We start from the raw sequence: 20,410 nt of genomic DNA, 5'->3' as shown, positions 1-20,410 counted from the left end.
AAAATGGCAAGAACAGTCATCATGGATCACCCACTGATCCAGCACAAAATCGGTATTATCAGAAAGAAAGACACAAGCTCCAAGGAGTTCCGCGAGATGATCAGCGAGATTGCAATGCTGATGTGCTACGAGGCAACCAGAGAGCTGCCGCTCACAGACGTTGAAATTGAAACCCCGATCTGCAAAACAACCGTAAAAGAGCTCGAAGGAAAGAAAATGGCAGTTGTGCCGATCCTCCGTGCCGGTCTTGGTATGGTAGAAGGTATGCTGGCTATGATTCCGGCAGCAAAAATCGGACACATCGGTCTGTACCGTGATCCGGAAACCCTGGCACCGGTTGAGTATTACTGCAAACTTCCGTCAGACATCGCAAGCCGTGAAGTATTTGTAACCGACCCGATGCTGGCAACCGGCGGTTCTGCAACGGCAGCCATCACCATGCTGAAAGAAAAAGGCGCAAAGAAGATCCACTTCATGTGCATCATCGCATCTCCGGAAGGAATCGAGAAAATGCATGAGGTTCACCCGGATGTCGATGTTTTCGTCGGAGCACTGGATGACCATCTGAACGAGCACGGCTACATTGTACCAGGCCTCGGCGATGCCGGAGACCGTATCTTCGGTACGAAATAAGAGCGGAAGCAAAGTACGTTAAGAAAACACAGGGGAAATGGGTATGAGCGATAAACGAGAGGATTATATTTCCTGGGATGAATATTTCATGGCAGTTGCCCAGCTTGCCGGTATGCGCTCGAAGGATCCGCACACACAGGTGGGAGCCTGCATTGTGAGCGAGGACAACAAGATTCTGTCCATGGGATACAACGGTTTCCCGAGAGGCTGCTCGGACGACGAGTTCCCGTGGGGAAAGACAAGTGAAAATCCGCTGGAAAACAAGTATCTTTACACAACGCACAGTGAACTGAACGCCATCCTGAATTACCGCGGCGGAAGCCTCGAGGGAGCCAAGCTGTATGTGACATTGTTCCCATGCAATGAGTGCTGCAAGGCGATTATCCAGGCGGGAATTAAAACGGTGATCTACGACTGCGACAAGTACGCGGACACCCCGTCCGTGATCGCATCGAAACGGATGATGAAGGCGTCCGGAGTCACTTTTCAGAAATACCACCGCACAGGGCGGGAAATTACCATGTCCCTGTAGCAGAAAAGATAATAGAAGGAGCGCGCCTGAACGAACAGAAAGTTCAGACGCGCTTCGTCTGTATACACGAAAAGACAAGAAACGGGAGGGCACCATGGAGAGCAATTTCGAATGGATTACGGCAAACGGGGATATCGGCATCCGCTTTTTCCACAGCATCGACGATGGCGGCTACAGCAACCCGCCGCACTGGCACAACGATCTGGAGATCATTTATCTTCTGGAAGGCCGTCTGAAAGTGCGTTTCGGTGACGGCGGCGAGCGGCAGATCGGGGCAGATGAACTTCTCGTCATCAACTCCGGCACGATCCACGCCGTGACAGCCTATCCGAATCAGGCCATCGTCCTGCAGGTTCCGTACGAGATGCTGCTGCAGTACATGGAGCGTTACGATCAGCTTTACTTTGTTGTGGATGAAAGACCGGCCAGTGAGGCGGAAAAACAAAAACTCGCAGAATTCAAAGCAGTTCTCCGGGAGATGGACGAGGTGTACGGTGCGCAGAAAGAAGGGTATCAGTTAAAATTCGACAGCCTTCTTCTTGAAGCACTGTACCGCTTACTGGTGGACTATGCGGTGCGGATCGGAAAAGAACACATTCCGCAGAATCAGAAGGCCGTACAGCAGATCCGCGAGGTCATGCGGTATATTGAGGAGCATTACGCCAAAAAGCTGACGGTGGCGCAGGTCGCGGAGCACTTTGGTTATACGCCGAATTATCTGTCGAAGCTTCTGAAACGGTACCTCGGTCTGACGGTCTACCAGTATCTGTATGAAATCCGGCTCGACCGGATCTGCCGCGACCTGCAGCATCCCGAGGCGCGGATCATGGAACTTCTGCCGAAACACGGCTGCGAAAACTACAAGTCGGTGTCGCGTCTGTTTAAGGAGCGGTACGGCTGCAGCATGAAGGAAATGCAGAAGCGGTATGAAAAGGAAAAAGGAGACCGCCCGATGGGCCAGTGGGTAAGAATCAGAAAAGCGGAAATGCCTAATTTTCTGCCGAAAAAGGCACTAAACAAGAAGAAGAGAGCATGGTATAGTGGAAGCATGAAACAGCGGATTTTCAGTAAATGCCGCAAAACATGTGAAAAATGGAGTGTGGAAAATGAAAGCAAAACAGATTACAACGTACCATGTAAAAGGGGAAGCAAAAACCTGGGAAAAAGCGCTGGCACCGGAAGACGAGTCCAAGAGCGTAAAAATGATTGAGTCGAACGTCATCAACCTGTATCCGGACTTTGCGTTCCAGACCATCGAGGGCTTCGGCGGCGCCATGACCGAGAGCAGCGCATACCTGCTGTCCCGTATGGATGAGGAAACACAGAATCAGGCATTACAGGATATTTTCGGACCGGACGGCCTTCATGCAAGATTTGTCCGCGTGCCGATCGACAGCTGTGACTATTCCCTTGAGGAGTATCAGGCAGTCGCAGACCCGATCGCAGACCCGGATCTGGCAACCTTCTCGATCGACCGCGACCGCAAATATGTCCTTCCGATGCTGAAAAAAGCCATCGAAATCTCCGCAGAGCCGATCAGTGTTCTGATGAGCCCGTGGTCTCCGCCGTATCAGTGGAAAACTGCACCGAAGATCGCAAAGAATGATGCTGCTGTTTACGGTGCAATGGGAATGCCGGTTCCGGAAGAGATTCCGCAGAGAAACCACGGCGGCAGCCTGAAACCGGAGTATTACGGAAGCTGGGCAAAATACGTCGTAAAATATCTGCAGGCATACCTCGATGAGGGAATCCCGGTGACGATGCTGAGCCTGCAGAACGAGACCGTAGCGGCTACCACCTGGGACAGCTGCGTATGGACACCGGAAGAGTCCAAAACCTACCTGAAAGATTATCTGTATCCGGAGATGAAAAAAGCAGGCCTGACGGACAAGATCGGCATCTTCATCTGGGATCACAACAAAGAGCGTATGATCGAGCACGTTCTGACCGTCCTTGACGAGGAGACCATGGACATGGTAGCCGGTATCGCATTCCACTGGTATTCCGGCGACCACTTCGAGGCTGTTGAGCTGATGAAACAGAAATACCCGGACAAAACCTTCATGCTTTCCGAGTGCTGTGCCCTTCACATGCCGGGCAGAATCGGTTTTGGCGACGGTAGTTTCGGACCGGTGAACTTCCAGACACCAGAGTACGTCGATTACCTTGACGCCGCAGATTATGCACACGATATGATCGGAAACCTGAACGCCGGCATGAACCGCTGGATCGACTGGAACTTCCTCGTAGACAAAGACGGCGGCCCGCGCCACGTACCGATGGGATTCACCTCAGGTCTGATTGTGGATGATGATTTCCATTACCGCAAACCGATCATGTACCACTACATCGGCCATATTTCCAAATATATTGCTCCGGGTGCAAAACGCATCGGCTGGAGCAAATACGGAGCAAACCTGGATGTAACGGCCGCAGTCAATCCAGACGGAAGCTACGTTGTGATCCTGCTGAACCGCACAAAAGAGGATTCCGGCAGCTTCCTGCGTGTCAACGGACATATCATGCGTGTCGATCTTCCGGCAGAGACACTCAGCACGGTTGTAATCGAGAAATAAAAAGCAAAAATAAAAAAATGCCTTCTGTGCAGAATGGAAACAGTCTGCACAGAAGGCATTTTTGTAAGATAAGATTTATTTTTGATCGGAATCGGAAGAATCTGAGTTTTTCTCTTCGGTCGAAGGCTTTGCCGGTGTATACGGCGCATCAACCGAAGACTCTTCCGTGGCCAGCTTTGTCAGCGCTTTGCGCAGCCGGTAGCCCGGGAAGTGGAAGACTTCGGCCTCGTCGATCTTCTTTTTCTGATATGGGATCGCCTGTCTCGTTTCCGGATCAATGTGGTCCATGTGGAAGTAAAATGCATCGTCATCCGGCAGGTGATGTTTTTCAAGACGACGGTTGGCGAAGTTGCGGCAGACCGTGCAGATAATGGCACAGACCGGAACGGCGATGATCATGCCAAAGACACCCCAGAAGCCGCCGCCGATCAGAATCGAGATGATGATAAGGAAGCTGGACACACCGGTCGTCTCGCCGAGGATTTTCGGTCCTAAGAAGTTTCCGTCAAACTGCTGCAGGAGAACGACGAAAATCAGGAAATACAGTGCCTGCAGAGGGTCGATCAGAAGGATCAGCAGAAGACACGGAACGGCGCCGAGGAACGGGCCGAAAAACGGAATGATATTCGTCACACCGATGATTACGCTGACCAGCAGTGCGTACGGGGTGCCGATCAGGCTCGTCACAAGATAGCAGATGGCACCGATGATGATCGAATCGATGACTTTTCCAACGAGGAATCCGCTGAATTCCTGGTTCACATACTGGCAGTCGCGGATCACGGCATTTCCGTGATCCAGACCGAGCAGCGCGTAGACTGCTTTTTTCAGCTTGGCAATGTAGCTTTCCTTGTTGTACAGCATGTAGATCGCAACGATCGCGCCAAGCAGAATGTTTTTGAAAAACGTAACCATGTTGACGAGCTGTCCGGAGAGGTTCAGAAGGAACGTACGGAGCATCGGCATCAGGTCATTGGTCAGCCAGTTGGAAAGCTTTGCGGAGAACATGGAGATGTACTGGTCTGCCGTCTGCTGCATCTCCGGGTAATTCGCCAGCACTTTTGTGGCAAAATCCTGAATGTTGTTTGCATAGTTGGAGAAGTTGGAGACAATGTTTGTGATACTTGAGAACAGCTCCGGGATCAGGGTCGCAATGAGTCCGTACAGCGCGAAAAGCATGGCGACGTACGTCAGAAGAATCAAAAGCGCCCGTACAAGCTTTTTGCAGCGTACCGACTGTGTTTTTCCGTGGCGGGCGAAGAGTCTGGCGATGATCCGCTGTTCTATGAAGTTAATGATCGGGCTGATCACATAGGCGAGAATCAGGGCTGCAATCAGGGGGGAGAGAATGTCGAGGACATTGTGAAAGGCGGTCCGCACAGAAGTCTGGTGGAAGAGCAGGTAGTAAAAAATCATGGACGCTGCAAGTACCAGAAAGGCAGTAACGCCGGCCCGGACATATTTTCGGTAACGATCCAGTTTCATAAAAATGTAAATCCCCTTTCGAATTTTATTAACCTCTATTATACACATGCAATCCCCAAAATACAACCGCAACCACACTTGCGGGAAAAAAAGGAAACTGCTATACTGGAAAAGCAGATTTAGAAAAAGGAGATAACAAATTTGAAGATAAAAATGCCGCCAAGCGTAAATATGGTAATCGATTCCCTGCATGCGAAAGGCTTCGAGGCGTACGCGGTCGGAGGCTGTGTGCGCGATACGATTCTTGCGCGGGAGCCGGACGACTGGGATATTACAACCTCTGCTTCCCCACAGCAGGTAAAAGAAATTTTTGACCGCACCGTGGATACGGGACTGGAGCACGGAACGGTAACAGTTCTGGCCGGAAGCGGCGCGCACGAGGTCACGACGTACCGCATCGACGGAGAGTATGAGGACGGCCGCCATCCGAAAGAAGTGGTCTTTACCTCCAGCCTCGCCGAGGATCTGCGCCGCCGTGATTTTACGATCAATGCGATGGCATACAACAACGAAGAGGGGCTTGTGGATCTGTTCGATGGAATCAGGGATTTACAGCGCAAAGTCATCCGCTGTGTCGGAAATCCGACCGAGCGGTTCAGTGAGGATGCACTGCGGATCCTGCGCGCCCTCCGCTTTTCCGCACAGCTCGGCTTCAAACTCGATCCGGTAACACTGGATGCCATCATAGCACTCGCGCCGACGCTTGAAAAAATCAGCGCCGAGCGGATCCGTGTGGAACTGAATAAACTGCTGATCTCGAAGCGGCCGGAGTACATGGAGGCCGTCTATGAGGCGGGTATTACAAAGATTGTGCTGCCGGAGTTTGATGAACTGATGAAAACGCCGCAGAACAATCCGCACCACTGCTATAATGTCGGTGAGCACACGATTGCCGCTCTGCAGCACGTTCCGGCAGATCCGATTCTGCGCTGGACGATGCTGCTCCACGACATTGCAAAACCGGCGTGCCGCACAACGGATGAGGCCGGCATCGATCATTTTAAAGGCCACGCACCGGCGGGGGAGAAAATGGCGAAAGCGATTCTGCGCCGTCTGAAATTCGACAACGAAACCATCCGCCAGGTCGCAGCATTGATCCGCTGGCATGACTGCCGCATGGCTCCGGAGAAACCGGTGATCCGCCGTATTCTGAACAAACTCGGCCCGGAGCTGTTCGAAAAACTGATGATCGTGCAGGAAGCCGATACGATGGCCAAAAGCCTGTACCAGCGGGAGAAAACCCTGGAACGGATCGAAAAGGTAAGGGAGTGCGTCAGAGAAATTCTCGATAACGGCGACTGCTTTACGTTGAAAATGCTGGCCGTTTCCGGCAAAGATCTGATGGAACTCGGTGTCCCGAAAGGCCCGAAAATCGGCGAATGCCTGAACGCGGCGCTGGAAGAAGTGATGAAAGATCCGGCGAAGAATACAAAAGAATACCTGACAGAGTACGTAAAAACACTGCTGTAAAGCCAAAACGGCAAACAAGAGAGCCGGGGACAGAACAATCCGTCCCCGGCGCTCTTTTGTTTTTTGCTGGTTTTATACGTTCAGATCGCGCAGCAGATCCGCATACCAGCAGAACACATGGGCAATGCGGTACAGTTCGCTCTCCTTGGAGACGGTGCGCCACAGCTCTTTATAGCTGTGCAGCCACCGTTCGAGATCTCCGGCGAGTGCAAAACAGTCTTCTTTCTCCGGCAGAGTGCCCTCGGAAAGAAGGGAAGCGCGCAGGAACGGCAGCAGGCGGTTCAGCACTTTCAGGCCGTCTGCGGCGAGCAGGTACGCATAGATCATCGGACGGTTCTCCGGGCGGACGGTGCCGGCTTTCTCGTACAGAACGGCGCAGAGCGCGTCGATTGAAGCATTTGCTGCATCCGCATCGCCTTCCGCGCAGGAGCGGAGCAGTTCGGCAGCCTCTTCTTTGTTCTGATGCAGTTCGAGTGCTTCCTGTACCATAACGGCAGTGCGCCACGGATACGCATCCTGATGGCAGAGAAGATCGAGCACGGAAACAAGTTTTCCGGAAGCATCACCAAATTCCAGCACGGAAATCTGGCGGTTGATTTCCTCCTCCGGCAGAATGTCTGCATTCCAGGAGAACGCCGCGCCGTAGATCATGCCGATGCGGGAGAAGTCCGGGTGATTGATGTGGCCGTAATCGCCCCAGTCAGTGTTCAGAAGTCCCATCGCATGGCATTCGTGGCCGTAGCGCGCCATTCTGGAAATGTTTTCATACGCCTCATGATACTTGTTGATGAGCTGGTTCCATCCCTGTACGCCCGGGCACACATACAGATGCTCGGCACCGGAATTGGCAAGGCGGGTCAGACGCTCCGATGAAACATTTGACGCATAATCCCAGTGGAGGCAGATCAGGTTCTTCGGCAGGAGATGATAAACTTCCGGCTCCTGGCTGATGACATCACTCCAGAACATCGGCGTGCGGCCGGATTCAGTGATATAGTTGGCAAGCTCTGTCACAAACTCGGTGTAGATGACGGTGGTTCCCTTTTCCTCGGCGAGTGCGCGGGAAGCCCTTTTCCAAGGTCAAACGTTTCATCCGCGCAGAGATTGAAATACTTCGAGGAGAAGAGCTGCATATATTCGGAAAGAATGTGTTTGGCAAGGGAGAGGCTCTCCGGGTTTGTGATATCGAGCGTATGGTGCGCCTGGCGGTCATAGAAGGAGAACGGAGCCGAAGCAGAGCCTTCCAGTTCGCACAGATGTGCATACGATTTCGTGCAGAGCAGCTTGTACAGATGGCCGAAGCTTGCAAGCGACGGAACGAGATCAATGCCAAGTCCCTTGCAGTAGCGGTCCAGCTCGAGGATGTCCTCTGCAGTGAGCGGCGTATCGTCGCGCCACATCTCGGTCAGATCGTCGAAGAGATAGCTGTGCTCGATGTAGAGCTGAAGCTGATTGATTTTATAGAAGCTCAAGGTGGCGGCAAGCTGTTTCAGATAGGAAAGCGTCGGAACACGTCCGCGGGTCGCATCGTGGTAGAAGCCGCGGTTTTCCATGGCCGGTTTGTCGGAGATCAGGACGGTTGGAAGAACAGCACCTGCCTGGCGGATCATCTGACGGAGTGTCTGCACGCCGTAGAGAACGCCGCTTTCCAGAGATCCGCAGATCGTGATGTTTTCCGGTGTGACAGCGAGGGTATAAGCCTCACGGGATAATTCCGGAGAGGCAGTCAGATAGATCAGGTGTGATCCCACCGGCTGATGACGGCGGCAGATGGCAGGACGGAATCCCGTCTGTGTCTCAATCTCCTGCTGCAGAAGCTGTGCTGCAGAAAAAAGCTCAGCCGGGCTCTCGGAATCGAGAAAAATGCGGCTGTCATAGTGAATTGTAAAGGTGCCCTCTCCGTAGGAAAGGGAAGATGGCTGTGGTAAGAAAATCATAAAAACCCTCCTTAAAATAAAATGATTTTAGAGAACCCCATAACAGGTGTTTTTCATCCTGTCAAGTTTGGAATATTTTACCATGCGGTGAAATTAAAAACAATAAAATAAGAGAAAAAGAAAACACTTTCAACATTGCTTTTGGGATGAAAGAAAAAACAGAAACCAGTATGCATGGCACAGGGCGGATACGCATACATTGAATCGTGACCCCAAAAACGATCACAACAGGGAAAGGAGTCAGGCTCTTGTATGATTATGGATTGAGTGTGCTGTCCCATTACGGTCTTACGGCTTCCGGCACAATGCGGGTGCGGGGCGCTTTATTGTGCCACACCGAACAGGGGGATAAGCTGATCAGCGAGTTCGGGACGGCGGCAGAAAAACTGGAGCAGCGGTATCTTCTACAGTGCCGCATCACGGAGTCGGGGCTCCTGCGGTGCGATCAGATTCTGCGGAACGAAGAGGGAGCGCTTGCAACGCGCGGGGACGACGGAGGAACGTACATTGTGCGGAACTGGTACCCGGGCCGGGAATGTGAGACGGGAAACAGTGAGGATCTTATCCGCGCCTCGGACGCGCTGGCGCGGCTACATACGGCAGCTCATCTGCCGGTGAAAATGGAATACCGGAGGGAATCCATCGTGGAGGAGTGCATCCGCCACAATGTGGAAATTCGAAAGATCCGAAAGTATTTGCAGACAAAAAAGAAGAAAAATGAGTTTGAAAAACTGCTGCTGGCAAGCGCCGGTCCGTATCTGGAACAGGGAGAGCGGGCGGCCGCGGAAATGAAAGCTTCTTCCTATGAAAAACTGCGGCAGCGGGCGGACGAAGAAGGCGCCGTCTGCCACGGGGAATTCAGCCAGCACAATATTCTGCTGGAAAACGGCAGAGGCGAAACGGCGGTCAATTTCGACAAGTGGAACTTCGATCTCCAGGTGGCAGATCTTGGCTATTTTATGCGGAAAATTCTGGAAAAACACGGCTGGAGCGAGCGCGCGGCAGAACGGATCTTAAACGCCTACAGCGCCAGACGGCCGCTCGATGAGGGGGAAATCGAGACACTCCGCCTCTATCTTTCCTATCCGTGGAAATACTGGAAACTGGCAAACCGCTACTACGGAAGCAGAAAATCGTGGATATCCGGGCGGAATACGGAGAAACTAAAAACACTCAATGCGCAGCAGGCAGACTGGTTGCGGTTTGTTAAGGGATCCTTCTTTTAACCGTGCGGTGGAAAAGAGTCTGTTTTGGGCAGAAATCGCCATAAAACCGCTGGTATGGGGGACTTTTTTCTTGACAAGAGAGACGCATTAGTATATAAATATATACAGCTACGCGAAAAAGCCGGTCAACGTAACAGACTGATCATCCGGAAGAAAAACAGCCGGCAGGGCAGGTCGTGTGTATCAGCGGGCCCGCGTACCATGTAAAAAACAAATGTAAGATACAGGAGGAGTAAAACTCATGAACAAAACAGAATTAGTTGCAGCTATGGCTGAGCAGACAAATTTATCCAAAAAAGATGCAGAGGCTGCTTTAAAAGCATTTATCGATGTAGTATCTGAAGAATTAAAGAAAGGTGAGAAAGTTCAGCTGGTAGGCTTTGGTACCTTCGAAGTATCCGAAAGAGCAGCAAGAGAAGGAAGAAATCCGCAGACTGGCGAGACCATGGAAATCAAAGCTTCCAAAACTCCGAAATTCAAAGCAGGAAAAGCTTTAAAGGACATGATGAACTAAGTAAAAATCTATGCGCTTAGATAAATTTTTAAAAGTATCAAGACTGATCAAGCGGCGTACCGTAGCCAATGAAGCCTGTGATGCAGGCCGTGTCCTCGTCAACGACAGACCGGCAAAAGCATCCGCACAGGTCAAGGCAGGAGATGTACTGGAAATTCAGTTCGGAAGTAAATCCGTCAGGGTAGAAGTGCTGAATGTGCAGGAAACCGTGAAAAAAGAAGAAGCACAGGAGCTTTACCGCTACTTATAAGAAGTGCGGCAGGATTCATGTGCAGCGAATAAAAAGAGAAAACCTTCATATAATGGGTGTATAGACCATTGTATGGAGGTTTTTTGTATGGGGGAGATGAACGAACAGGCGCACCGCCTTTTGCTGGAACAGCGGAAAACACTTTCTCTTGGCGGAGTGCAGGATGTGAAAAGCTTTGATGAGAACGAAGTTCTGCTCGTGACCGTCTGCGGTGTTCTTACCATCCGCGGAAAAGAGCTGCATGTGGGCCGCCTGGAGCTGGAAAAGGGAGAGGCGGATATCGAAGGCAGCATCGACAGCCTGGTCTATACGGAACATGGGCCGCTGCAGAAGAAGGGGTCTGCGCTTGCGCGGCTGTTCCGGTAAAAATGAGTGCGTATGTCACCCGGGAGCTGATTCTGTTCGCCTGTTCCATCTGGCAGGGGGCAGTCCTGGGGTTCTGGTACGATCTGATCAAGACAGTGCGGAAACTGATCCGCCACAGCCATGCGGCGGTATCTGCAGAGGACCTCTGCTACTGGATTGCGGCAGCGCTGTATCTGTTTGTACGGATTTACGGAGAGAACAGCGGCGTTCTCCGCGGGTATCTGTTTGGCGGCATCCTTGGGGGCGCTGCATTGTACCACGCATCGTTTGGACGCTTTCTTCCGGAACTTCTGGCAAAGGAAATCAAAAAAGCAGGGCGAATCCTCGCTTTTCCAGGAAAATGGCTGGTAAAAAGTATGAAAAAACGGAGAAAAAGGTTGAAATTTCATGGGAAGAACGGTAAGATGTAACTACACATGTAAGAACAAAAGAAACAAGTCTGCGGACGAAAAACAACAGATAGTTTGGCTGCAGACGGTTGGAAAATAGAAAGCAAGGGTAAAGAAAAGAATGAAAGAAAGGGAAGAAAAGAATTCTGGCCGAAAGAAAAAAGTCAGAAAGAAGAGCCGTACAACAGAGTTCTCAATTACCGTAGTCCTGTGCTGCCTGGTTGCAGTCCTTACCGTAAAGGGAATCAGCCTTCAGCAGAAGGTCAATGCAAATGCATCCCGTCTTTCCAGTCTGGACAGCCAGATTGAAGAGGAGAAGCAGCGCACCGATGATATTACCGCCTTGAAAGAATACATGCAGACCGATGAGTACATAGAAAAAACGGCAAGAGAAAAACTTGGCATGGTAAAGGATAATGAGATTTTATTTAAAGAATCCCAGTCGAAATAAACAAAACAGATAAAGAAAGGGCATGATTTCGCAGTCCCCTTTGAAGTCCAGAACAAAGAGAGGAGGAGCGGAACATGCCGGAGTGGATCATTGCCATGTTCCTGATCGGCGCATTGCTGTCAGCAGGGGACATGGCTAAAATTTTTTTGGAAGCCAGAAGAAGCCGCCGGGAAGCGGCCGTCTATGACAATCATCCGCAGAAACTGCAGATGGAGCACTACGCCGATTCGTTCCGCGTTCTGGCAGAGAGCTTTTACCAGATGCCGTCAAAAAGTGTGATGCCGGAGACGGGCCGGGTGGACAAGATTCTGGAAAAAGAACAGCAGGAAGTCTGTAGCCGCTGTGCGAAGGCGTCGTGGTGCTGGGAGCAGTACGGAAACCTGACGCGCGAGCGGTGCCAGGAACTTCTTCAGACAATCGCCGACGGGGATGAGGACGAGATCAGCCGTGCAAAAGGCGAATGGAACGCCTCCTGCCTGAACGGCTCCCGCTTTCTGGAACTGTTCTGGAACCGCTACCAGCAGGAACGCCAGACGGCGCTCTGGTCGGGGCGTGTGGCGGAGAGCCGCCGCGTGGTGGCAGAACAGTTAAGTGAAGTCGCCGGGATTATGGACCGCGCCGCGTGTGATCTGTACAGCCTCAACAGTCTGCCGGACGAGCTCTCGGAAAAAATCTGCCGCCAGATGAAGAAAAACGGGGCTTTCGTCCAGAAAATCTGGCTCCAGGAGCGGCCGAAAGAGCATTTACAGATCTATATGACGGTCAAAGCGGGCCGTCACTGCCGGATCACGCTTCGCCAGACGGCGGAACTGATCGGTTCCCTGTGCGGAATCCCGATGGTTGCGGTACGCGACGGGGCACAGGTCTTAAGCGGAGAATACCAGACGGTGCTGTTTCAGGAGGATGTGAAATTCCAGGTTCTCTACGGTGTGGGACGCATCACCAAGGAGCAGGAGAGTATCTCCGGGGACAATTACAGTGTGCTCTGCGAAAACGGCCAGTTTGTCCTCTGCCTGTCGGACGGCATGGGTTCCGGGATCGAGGCAAACAGGGAGAGCGAGACGGTGGTGGAGCTGTTTGAACAGTTCCTGCGCGCCGGATTCCCGCGGATCATGGCGGCACGGATGATCAATTCGATGCTTCTGCTGCAGCCAAAGGAAGGGATGTTTTCCACGTTTGATGTTGCTTCGATTAATCTCTACACAGGCGTCTGCAGCTTTTTGAAAGGAGGTGCATCGCCGACGTTCCTTAGGCGGGATACGTGGGTGGAGGTTGTGGAGTCGACCAGTCTTGCCGCAGGTCTCGTTTCCCAGACGGATTTTGATACCACAACGAAAAAGCTGTACGACGGTGATTACCTTGTGATGATGACGGACGGAGTGCTGGACGCGCTGCCCGGGGACAGGACGGAGCAGATGAAGCAGCTTCTTCTCGAAGTGAAAAACAGCGAGCCGCGGGAATTTGCCCGGGAGCTTTTGGAACGCGTGCTGCGCCTCGGCGGCTGCCGCGCACGGATGATATGACGGTTCTGGTCGCCAGAATCTGGAAAAAATAGGAGTAAAAACGAAGGATGCGAGAGAAAGTAAGAGCCTTTATGGAACAGTATCATATGGTAACGGCAGGCGAACGCGTGCTGCTCGGCCTTTCCGGCGGCGCGGATTCCGTCTGCCTGTTTCATCTGCTGCGGGAACTGCAGGAGCCGCTTGGCTTTTCGCTGCTGGCTGTCCACGTCAACCATAATCTGCGCGGCGCGGAAGCCGGGCGGGATGCGGCATTTGCAGAAAATCTGTGCCGGGAATATGATGTTCCGTTCTATCTCTATTCCTGTCCCGTGGAGAAGATCGCAAAAGAAAAGCATCTCTCGACGGAGGAGGCGGGACGCGCGGCGCGGCAGGAAGTTTTTGCAGCGTGCGCAAAGGAGCAGAGGGCAGTGAAAATTGCGCTCGCCCATCACCAGGATGACGTTGCGGAGACGATGCTGCATCACCTGGCACGGGGAACGTCGCTGGCCGGACTTGCCTCCTTACGCCCCGTGCGGGGGAATGTGATCCGTCCGCTTCTCTGCGTCGGACGAAAAGAGATCCGGCAGGAACTGGAAAGCCGTAAGTGTTCCTGGTGTGAGGACAGCACGAATGCAGAGGATGCTTACACGAGGAACGGAATCCGCCACCATGTGCTGCCGTATCTGACCGAAGAGGTCAATCCGCGTGCCGCCGCGCATATGGCACAGACATCGCTGGACCTGCTGGAAACGGAGGAATATCTGGAGCAGCAGACGGATCAGCTGATGGAGCGGTATGCATCCGCAGAGAAAAATGCGGTTGTGCTGCGTGATGCGGTGAGCAGCGAAGCGCCTCTTCTGCAGCGCTACGTGATCCGGCGCGTTCTGGAACAGCTGGCGGGAAAACGGAAGGATCTTACCAGGGAGCATCTGGAATCTGTGCGGGAACTTTTTGAAAAGCAGGTCGGAAAAAGTGTCTGCCTGCCGTATGGAATCACCGCCGTGCGCGGATACGAGACGCTCCGCCTGGAAAAGCAGGGAGTGCATTTAAAAGAAGAACGGAAAAGGAAAAGCGGCGAAGAAGTTCCAATTCCGGTTCCGGCCGGGTGGGAAGAGGAAAAAAGTCTCGCATTTGCAGAAAATCCAGTCACGATTGTGAAAAAAACATCGGTTTTTCCCGAAAGAATTGAAGAAAAAAAGTATACGAAATGCTTTGACTGTGATAAAATAAAAGACGGTCTTGTCCTCCGCACGAGAAGAAGCGGAGATTATCTGAGAGTAACCGCAAAAGGCGGGAAAAAGAAACTAAAAGATTATATGATTGATGCCAAGATACCGAAAGAGGAGCGGGATTCCATTCTGCTGCTCGCCGACGGACCGGAGATCTGGTGGGTCGTGGGGTATCGCAGAGGAGAGAGCGGCCGTGTCGGGGAAGACACGAAAGCAGTTCTGCAGATACAGATTGGCGTTGGTAAGGAGGAAAACAGATGAAAGAGACAATCAGAGTATTATTAAGCGAAGAAGAAGTAGACAGACGAATTAAAGAAGTAGCAGACCAGATCAACCGCGATTACGCAGGAAAAGAAGTGCACCTGATCTGCGTTTTAAAAGGCGGCGTATTCTTTATGTGCGAGCTGGCAAAACGCATCACAGTGCCGGTAAGCCTTGACTTTATGTCCGTATCAAGTTACGGCGATGACACCAAGTCCAGCGGAGTTGTCCGTATTGTAAAAGACCTGGATCAGCCGCTGGAAGGAAAAGACGTTCTGATCGTGGAGGATATCATCGATTCCGGAAGAACGCTTTACTATCTGATCGACATCCTGAAAAAGAGAAATCCGAAATCCGTACACCTGTGTACTCTGCTCGACAAGCCGGAGCGCAGAGTGCGCGATGTCAAAGTAGATTATACCTGCTTTAATATCCCGGACGAGTTCGTCGTAGGCTACGGTCTGGATTACGCACAGAAATATCGGAATCTTCCATACATCGGAGTAGTGGAGTTTCACGAAGACGAGGAGTAAAAAGAAAATATGAACAGACAGCGCAGTGGATTTGGACTCTACGCGGCGTTTATGGTGATTATCGTGCTTGCCATGTTCTATATCACCGGAAAAATCAGCGCAGGCAGCAGCCCAAGTCAGCAGAAATTTGAAACCGCCGTAAAAGACGGCAAAGTGACATCCGCGCAGATTGTCCAGAACAAAGAAGTGCCGACCGGCTCCGTCGTGGTACAGGAGCAGGGCGGTGACAGTTATACGGTCAATGTGACCGACGTAAACGCAGCTATCAGCCTTCTGGAGGATGCTGATGTAACGTACACCGTGCAGAATGTCCAGAGAGACAGCATTTTCATGACATCCGTCCTGCCGGCCCTGCTGCTCGGTATGATCCTTCTTTTCGGCATGTCGATGATGAACCGCTCCATGGGCGGCGGTGGAGGCGGCGGAAACAAAATGATGAATTTTGGAAAAAGCAACGCCCATATGTCCACCGACAAAGACAAAAAAGTCCTGTTCCGCGATGTTGCGGGCTTAAAAGAGGAAAAAGAAGACCTTGTTGAGGTGGTCGATTTCCTGAAAGCACCGGAGAAATATACACAGGTCGGCGCAAGAATCCCGAAAGGAGTTCTTCTTGTGGGCCCTCCTGGAACCGGTAAAACCCTTCTGGCGAAAGCTGTTGCAGGAGAGGCAGGCGTGCCGTTCTTCAGCATTTCCGGATCGGATTTCGTGGAAATGTTCGTCGGCGTCGGCGCTTCCCGTGTCCGCGACCTGTTTGAGGAAGGAAAAAAACATGCGCCGTGCATCATCTTCATCGATGAGATCGACGCCGTGGCAAGACGAAGAGGCACCGGCATGGGCGGCGGCCACGATGAGAGAGAGCAGACATTAAACCAGCTTCTCGTTGAGATGGATGGTTTCGGCGTCAATGAGGGCATCATCGTGATGGCAGCGACGAACCGTGTCGATATCCTGGATCCGGCGATTCTCCGTCCGGGCCGTTTTGACCGCCGCGTGGTTGTAGGACCGCCGGATGTCATGGGCCGTGAGGAAATCCTGAAAGTCCATGCAAAGAACAAACCGCTGGCCGAGGATGTGGATCTGAAACAGATCGCGCAGACGACCGCAGGCTTCACCGGCGCAGAGCTGGAGAACCTGCTGAACGAGGCAGCGATCATGGCGGCAAAGGACCGCAGAAGATTTGTGCGCCAGTCCGATATCAAGTCTGCTTTCATCAAAGTGGGCATCGGTGCGGAGAAGCGCAGTAAAGTCATTTCGGATAAAGAAAAACGGATCACCGCATACCATGAGACAGGCCATGCGATCCTGTTCCATATGCTGCCGGATATGGAGGCGGTTTACACGATCTCCATTATCCCGACAGGTCCTGGCGCAGCGGGCTACACGATGCCGCAGCCGGAGAATGACGATATGTTCCAGACGAGAGGCAAAATGATGCAGTACATCACCGTATGCCTCGGCGGCCGTGTGGCAGAGGAGTTGATCTTCGACGATATCACAACGGGCGCATCACAGGATATCAAACAGGCGACGGCTACCGCGCGTTCCATGATTACGAAGTACGGTATGTCTGAGAACCTTGGTCTTGTCGCTTACGATTCCGACTCGGATGAGGTCTTCATCGGCCGCGACTGGGGCCATACGAAGAGCTACAGCGAGAATGTAGCCGCAGCCATCGATGAGGAAGTCCGCCAGATGATCGAGAAATGCCACGATCAGGCGAAACAGATTATTCTGGAGCATTCCTATGTGCTGCATGAGTGTGCAAAGCAGCTGATGGAAAAAGAGAAGCTGAGCCGTGCTGAATTCGAAGCCATTTTTGAGCAGGAAGCACAGATGACAGGAACAGCACCGGAAGTTTCTGGAGAAATCTGATATCTTTTTATTTGCAATAGAAAACCTGCAGAGAACAAAAAAAGTTTTTTGCAGGTTTTTTTCTGTGATTTTACGGGCGTTTGTGCAAATTAAAACAGAAAATCCGAAACGCCGGAAAAATTCATCGTTATTTTGAATAAGAATCAAATGAAAAAAAATCGCGATTTGTGCAGACTTTTCGAGGGACGTATGGTACTATAATAACTGTAAAAACCCCCCAATACATTATATAGTTTTTGCTACACCCCATAAGAGAAATACCTTCTCCAAAAGAGCCAGCGTACCCCGCTGGCTCTTTTACTATATAAAAATCCAATAAACACAATCGTTACATGTGTTCAGAAAAAGGTTGTATTACATGGCGGTGTGGGGTAAAATATAAGGAATGAATGATTGAGAAAGACAGAGGCGTTAGTTCATGGATAAAACAAGAATGCAGCAGTATATGTCACAGATGCGGGCGATGTTCAACAAGCATGCGCTCTACAGCGATGAATCCCCGCAGTATCAGATTCCGTTTGAGCCGAACCCGGGCGACACGGTGAAGATCCGGTTCCGTACCCTGAAAAATAATGTAGATGCGGTTTATTTCATCAGCGGTTCCACCCGTGCACAGATGCAGGTCGGTTTGGTCCGGAACGGTTTTGATTATTACGAGATCGAGATTCCGGTCGGAAATGAGCCGATCCGCTATTTTTTTGAGATTCAGGCAGGCCGCGTGGTCTGTTATTACAACAAGCTCGGCGTGACAAGAGAGCTTCAGGAGATGTATTCGTTTGGTATTATTCCAGGTTTCCATACGCCGGACTGGGCGAAGGGCGCTGTCATGTATCAGATTTTTGTGGACCGCTTCTGCAACGGAGATCCGTCCAACGATGTGCTGACGGGAGAGTACAGCTACATCGGTGAGCAGGTCAACAAGGTGGATGACTGGAACCGCTTCCCGGAGCAGATGGATGTCCGCAATTTCTACGGCGGCGATCTGCAGGGCGTCATTGACAAGATGAATTATCTGCAGGATCTCGGTGTGCAGGTCATTTATCTGAATCCGGTGTTTGTTTCGCCGTCGAACCATAAGTATGATATTCAGGATTATGACTATATTGATCCGCATTTTGGAAAGATTGTCTCCGACGAAGGCGATCTGCTCTGGCCGGGCGACAAGGACAATACGCGGGCAACGCGGTATATTGACCGTGTGACGAACAAGGCGAACCTGGAGGCGAGCAATGAACTGTTTATCCACCTGGTGGAGGAGGCGCACAAGCGCGGCATGAAGGTGATTCTGGACGGCGTTTTCAACCACTGTGGTTCGTTTAACAAATGGCTGGACCGCGAGCGGATTTATGAGGCCGGAAAGGGCTATGAGCCGGGCGCGTATGTGGCGCAGGACAGTCCGTATCACACGTTTTTTAAGTTTTATAATGAGCATAACTGGCCGTACAATGAGTTTTATGACGGCTGGTGGGGCCATGATACGCTGCCGAAGCTGAACTACGAGGGTTCGGAGAAGCTGATGGAGGATATTATGCGCATCGGCGCGAAGTGGGTTTCTCCGCCGTTTAATGCGGACGGCTGGCGGCTGGATGTGGCCGCTGACTTAGGACACAGCCCGGAGTTTAACCACAAGTTCTGGAAGGAGTTCCGGCGCGTTGTGAAGGAGGCGAATCCGGAGGCGATTATTCTGGCGGAGCACTACGGCGATGCGATGAGCTGGCTGCAGGGCGACGAGTGGGATACAGTGATGAACTATGATGCGTTTATGGAGCCGGTTTCCTGGTTCCTCACGGGTATGGAGAAGCACAGTGATGAGTTTAACCAGGGGCTTCTCGGAAACAGTGAGAGTTTTATCGGGGCGATGACGTATCATATGCCGGCGTTTTATGCGCCTTCGCTGTATACGGCGATGAATGAGCTGGATAATCATGATCATTCGCGGTTCCTCACGAGAACGAATCATCGTGTGGGGCGTGTGGCGAATGTTGGGCCGTATGCGGCTGCGGAGAATACGAATAAGGCGGTGCTGCGCGAGGCGGTTGTGATTCAGATGACGTGGCCGGGGGCGCGACGCTGTATTATGGGGATGAGGCCGGCCAGGTCGGGTTTACGGATCCGGATAACCGGAGGACGTATCCCTGGGGACAGGCGGATCAGGAGCTGATCCGATTCTATAAAGAAATGATTGCGGTGCATCGGAGATTTCCGGTGCTGGCGATGGGATCGCTGAAATTTTTGTACCATGATTATAATGTGCTTTCTTATGGACGGTTTAATCAGGAGGAGCAGGTAATTGTGGTGATTAATAACCGGAATGAGAGGGTGCATGTGGAGATTCCGGTGTGGCTTACCGGGATTAACCGGAGTTCGGTGGCGAAGCTGACGCAGGTGTTTGCGACGGATGCGGTGGGATTTTCTTCGGAGGAGAAAGAAATCGAGGCACCGGCGGGCATACTGGAGATGGATTTGCTGCCGCTTTCGGGGGTTGTGCTGCATCGGTGTGAAGAGTAAGGATTTGGGGGACGCCTCGCCGCCGCACACCCGGTGGTCTTGCGTGATGCGCAGGGCAGCGGTGGAAAAGCGGTGGAAAAACGTAGAAAAAACGGAGGTCTTTCGACAGACACCGGCATTATTCGCCGGGAAATCTGATGATTTCCCAGCTCAGAATGCCTTGAAATCTGGTGTTGAGCACCAGATTTCAGTCTTTCGAAAGGCCTCCGTTTTTTCTGGTTTTTCCAACCCGCTTTTCCAATGTTGCCCTGCGCATCACGCAAGACCACCGGGCGCGCGGCGGCGAGGCTGGTAGTGGGAACGGGAGATGGGGCTGGATCCGCTGGGCGGATCAGTGTAAGATTGTTGGGGGAGAATGGAAAAAGAGCTCCGATTCGTATGAATCAGAGCTCTTAATCGTGCCGCAAACCGGGATCGAACCGGTACGGGTATCACTACCCACGGGATTTTAAGTCCCGGGCGTCTGCCAGTTCCGCCACTGCGGCATATGGACGGAGATGGATTCGAACCATCGAAGCAATTTGCAGCAGATTTACAGTCTGTCCCCTTTGGCCACTCGGGAATCCGTCCATGTATTTTGTTTTGTGTCAGAATGACTTCCGACATTGAATGATTATACTGGATGTGGAGGGAAAATGCAAGGGTTTTTTTGAAAAAAATAGAAAAAAGTTGAAAG

General features: G+C 51.9%; 18 protein-coding genes, 2 tRNA genes and 1 pseudogene. 16 read left to right on the top strand and 5 right to left on the bottom strand.

Annotation, left to right across the window (positions count from 1 at the left end):
- The first annotated feature begins 3 nt into the window (after positions 1 to 3).
- The 4 genes from upp to DWZ60_RS02695 all read left to right on the top strand — a co-directional run bounded on the left by upp (position 4) and on the right by DWZ60_RS02695 (position 3,741).
- A complete protein-coding gene (upp, locus tag DWZ60_RS02710) occupies positions 4 to 633 on the top strand; it encodes a uracil phosphoribosyltransferase (protein ID WP_022462095.1) in 630 nt (209 codons plus the stop codon).
- Between the two features lie 43 nt (positions 634 to 676).
- Complete coding sequence (locus DWZ60_RS02705) at positions 677 to 1,165, top strand: deoxycytidylate deaminase (protein ID WP_022462096.1); 489 nt, start codon at positions 677 to 679, stop codon at positions 1,163 to 1,165.
- A gap of 94 nt (positions 1,166 to 1,259) precedes the next feature.
- The gene (locus DWZ60_RS02700) at positions 1,260 to 2,375 is read left to right on the top strand and encodes a helix-turn-helix domain-containing protein (protein ID WP_119221204.1); all 1,116 of its coding nucleotides are present in this window, start codon (positions 1,260 to 1,262) and stop codon (positions 2,373 to 2,375) included.
- On the top strand, positions 2,272 to 3,741 hold the full coding sequence (locus DWZ60_RS02695; RefSeq protein ID WP_119221203.1) for a glycoside hydrolase family 30 protein: 1,470 nt from the start codon (positions 2,272 to 2,274) through the stop codon (positions 3,739 to 3,741). Before DWZ60_RS02700 ends, DWZ60_RS02695 begins: the two co-directional genes overlap by 104 nt.
- Before the next feature lie 75 nt (positions 3,742 to 3,816).
- Here DWZ60_RS02695 and DWZ60_RS02690 read toward each other — a convergent pair whose 3' ends face one another.
- Positions 3,817 to 5,226, bottom strand: a complete 1,410-nt coding sequence (locus DWZ60_RS02690; protein ID WP_158576274.1) for an AI-2E family transporter — start codon at positions 5,224 to 5,226, stop codon at positions 3,817 to 3,819.
- Positions 5,227 to 5,367: 141 nt separating this feature from the next.
- Between DWZ60_RS02690 and DWZ60_RS02685 the strand changes: the two genes are divergently transcribed.
- Positions 5,368 to 6,696 carry a CCA tRNA nucleotidyltransferase gene (locus tag DWZ60_RS02685; protein ID WP_117509468.1) on the top strand — a complete coding sequence of 443 codons (1,329 nt, stop codon included), beginning with the start codon at positions 5,368 to 5,370 and terminating at the stop codon, positions 6,694 to 6,696.
- A gap of 72 nt (positions 6,697 to 6,768) precedes the next feature.
- Here the strand turns inward: DWZ60_RS02685 and DWZ60_RS02680 are convergent, their stop codons facing one another.
- Both DWZ60_RS02680 and DWZ60_RS02675 read right to left on the bottom strand, forming a co-directional pair.
- Positions 6,769 to 7,710 carry a hypothetical protein gene (locus DWZ60_RS02680; protein ID WP_119221201.1) on the bottom strand — a complete coding sequence of 314 codons (942 nt, stop codon included), beginning with the start codon at positions 7,708 to 7,710 and terminating at the stop codon, positions 6,769 to 6,771.
- Entirely contained in the window at positions 7,707 to 8,633 is a 927-nt protein-coding gene (locus tag DWZ60_RS02675) for a beta-N-acetylhexosaminidase (RefSeq protein WP_119206803.1), read from the bottom strand. The genes DWZ60_RS02680 and DWZ60_RS02675 overlap by 4 nt, the downstream gene beginning before the upstream one ends.
- Before the next feature lie 248 nt (positions 8,634 to 8,881).
- Here DWZ60_RS02675 and DWZ60_RS02670 point away from each other — a divergent pair, with 248 nt between their 5' ends.
- The 11 genes and pseudogenes from DWZ60_RS02670 to DWZ60_RS02620 all read left to right on the top strand — a co-directional run bounded on the left by DWZ60_RS02670 (position 8,882) and on the right by DWZ60_RS02620 (position 19,734).
- Complete coding sequence (locus tag DWZ60_RS02670; RefSeq protein WP_117509466.1) at positions 8,882 to 9,859, top strand: phosphotransferase; 978 nt, start codon at positions 8,882 to 8,884, stop codon at positions 9,857 to 9,859.
- A 241-nt stretch (positions 9,860 to 10,100) separates the two neighbouring features.
- A complete protein-coding gene (locus DWZ60_RS02665; protein ID WP_022462103.1) occupies positions 10,101 to 10,373 on the top strand; it encodes an HU family DNA-binding protein in 273 nt (90 codons plus the stop codon).
- A gap of 10 nt (positions 10,374 to 10,383) precedes the next feature.
- Positions 10,384 to 10,623 (top strand): RNA-binding S4 domain-containing protein, encoded by a 240-nt coding sequence (locus DWZ60_RS02660; protein ID WP_022462104.1) that lies wholly within the window; start codon positions 10,384 to 10,386, stop codon positions 10,621 to 10,623.
- Positions 10,624 to 10,710: 87 nt separating this feature from the next.
- On the top strand, positions 10,711 to 10,989 hold the full coding sequence (yabP, locus tag DWZ60_RS02655) for a sporulation protein YabP (RefSeq protein WP_330410109.1): 279 nt from the start codon (positions 10,711 to 10,713) through the stop codon (positions 10,987 to 10,989).
- Between the two features lie 2 nt (positions 10,990 to 10,991).
- Positions 10,992 to 11,399 carry a spore cortex biosynthesis protein YabQ gene (yabQ, locus tag DWZ60_RS02650; protein WP_118697472.1) on the top strand — a complete coding sequence of 136 codons (408 nt, stop codon included), beginning with the start codon at positions 10,992 to 10,994 and terminating at the stop codon, positions 11,397 to 11,399.
- 100 nt (positions 11,400 to 11,499) lie between these two features.
- Positions 11,500 to 11,829 (top strand): FtsB family cell division protein, encoded by a 330-nt coding sequence (locus tag DWZ60_RS02645; RefSeq protein WP_022462107.1) that lies wholly within the window; start codon positions 11,500 to 11,502, stop codon positions 11,827 to 11,829.
- 74 nt (positions 11,830 to 11,903) lie between these two features.
- The gene (locus DWZ60_RS02640; protein ID WP_117813687.1) at positions 11,904 to 13,352 is read left to right on the top strand and encodes a SpoIIE family protein phosphatase; all 1,449 of its coding nucleotides are present in this window, start codon (positions 11,904 to 11,906) and stop codon (positions 13,350 to 13,352) included.
- A gap of 47 nt (positions 13,353 to 13,399) precedes the next feature.
- Positions 13,400 to 14,821, top strand: coding sequence for a tRNA lysidine(34) synthetase TilS (gene tilS, locus DWZ60_RS02635; RefSeq protein ID WP_055227252.1), 1,422 nt, complete (start codon positions 13,400 to 13,402; stop codon positions 14,819 to 14,821).
- Positions 14,818 to 15,354 carry a hypoxanthine phosphoribosyltransferase gene (hpt, locus tag DWZ60_RS02630; protein ID WP_022462110.1) on the top strand — a complete coding sequence of 179 codons (537 nt, stop codon included), beginning with the start codon at positions 14,818 to 14,820 and terminating at the stop codon, positions 15,352 to 15,354. Before tilS ends, hpt begins: the two co-directional genes overlap by 4 nt.
- Positions 15,355 to 15,363: 9 nt before the next feature.
- Positions 15,364 to 17,226: an ATP-dependent zinc metalloprotease FtsH gene (gene ftsH, locus DWZ60_RS02625; RefSeq protein WP_055227250.1), complete on the top strand. Its 1,863-nt coding sequence runs from the start codon at positions 15,364 to 15,366 to the stop codon at positions 17,224 to 17,226.
- A gap of 418 nt (positions 17,227 to 17,644) precedes the next feature.
- Positions 17,645 to 19,734 (top strand): annotated as a pseudogene (locus DWZ60_RS02620) (glycoside hydrolase family 13 protein).
- Between the two features lie 399 nt (positions 19,735 to 20,133).
- Here the strand turns inward: DWZ60_RS02620 and DWZ60_RS02615 are convergent.
- Both DWZ60_RS02615 and DWZ60_RS02610 read right to left on the bottom strand, forming a co-directional pair.
- Positions 20,134 to 20,219 (bottom strand) — tRNA-Leu (locus DWZ60_RS02615).
- A gap of 3 nt (positions 20,220 to 20,222) precedes the next feature.
- Positions 20,223 to 20,304, bottom strand: a tRNA-Tyr gene (locus DWZ60_RS02610).
- Positions 20,305 to 20,410: the final 106 nt, after the last annotated feature.

The sequence above is a fragment of the Blautia sp. AF34-10 genome, assembly GCF_003477865.1.
Taxonomy (GTDB): domain Bacteria; phylum Bacillota; class Clostridia; order Lachnospirales; family Lachnospiraceae; genus Fusicatenibacter; species Fusicatenibacter saccharivorans.
This window is presented reverse-complemented; position numbering and strand designations above follow the sequence as displayed.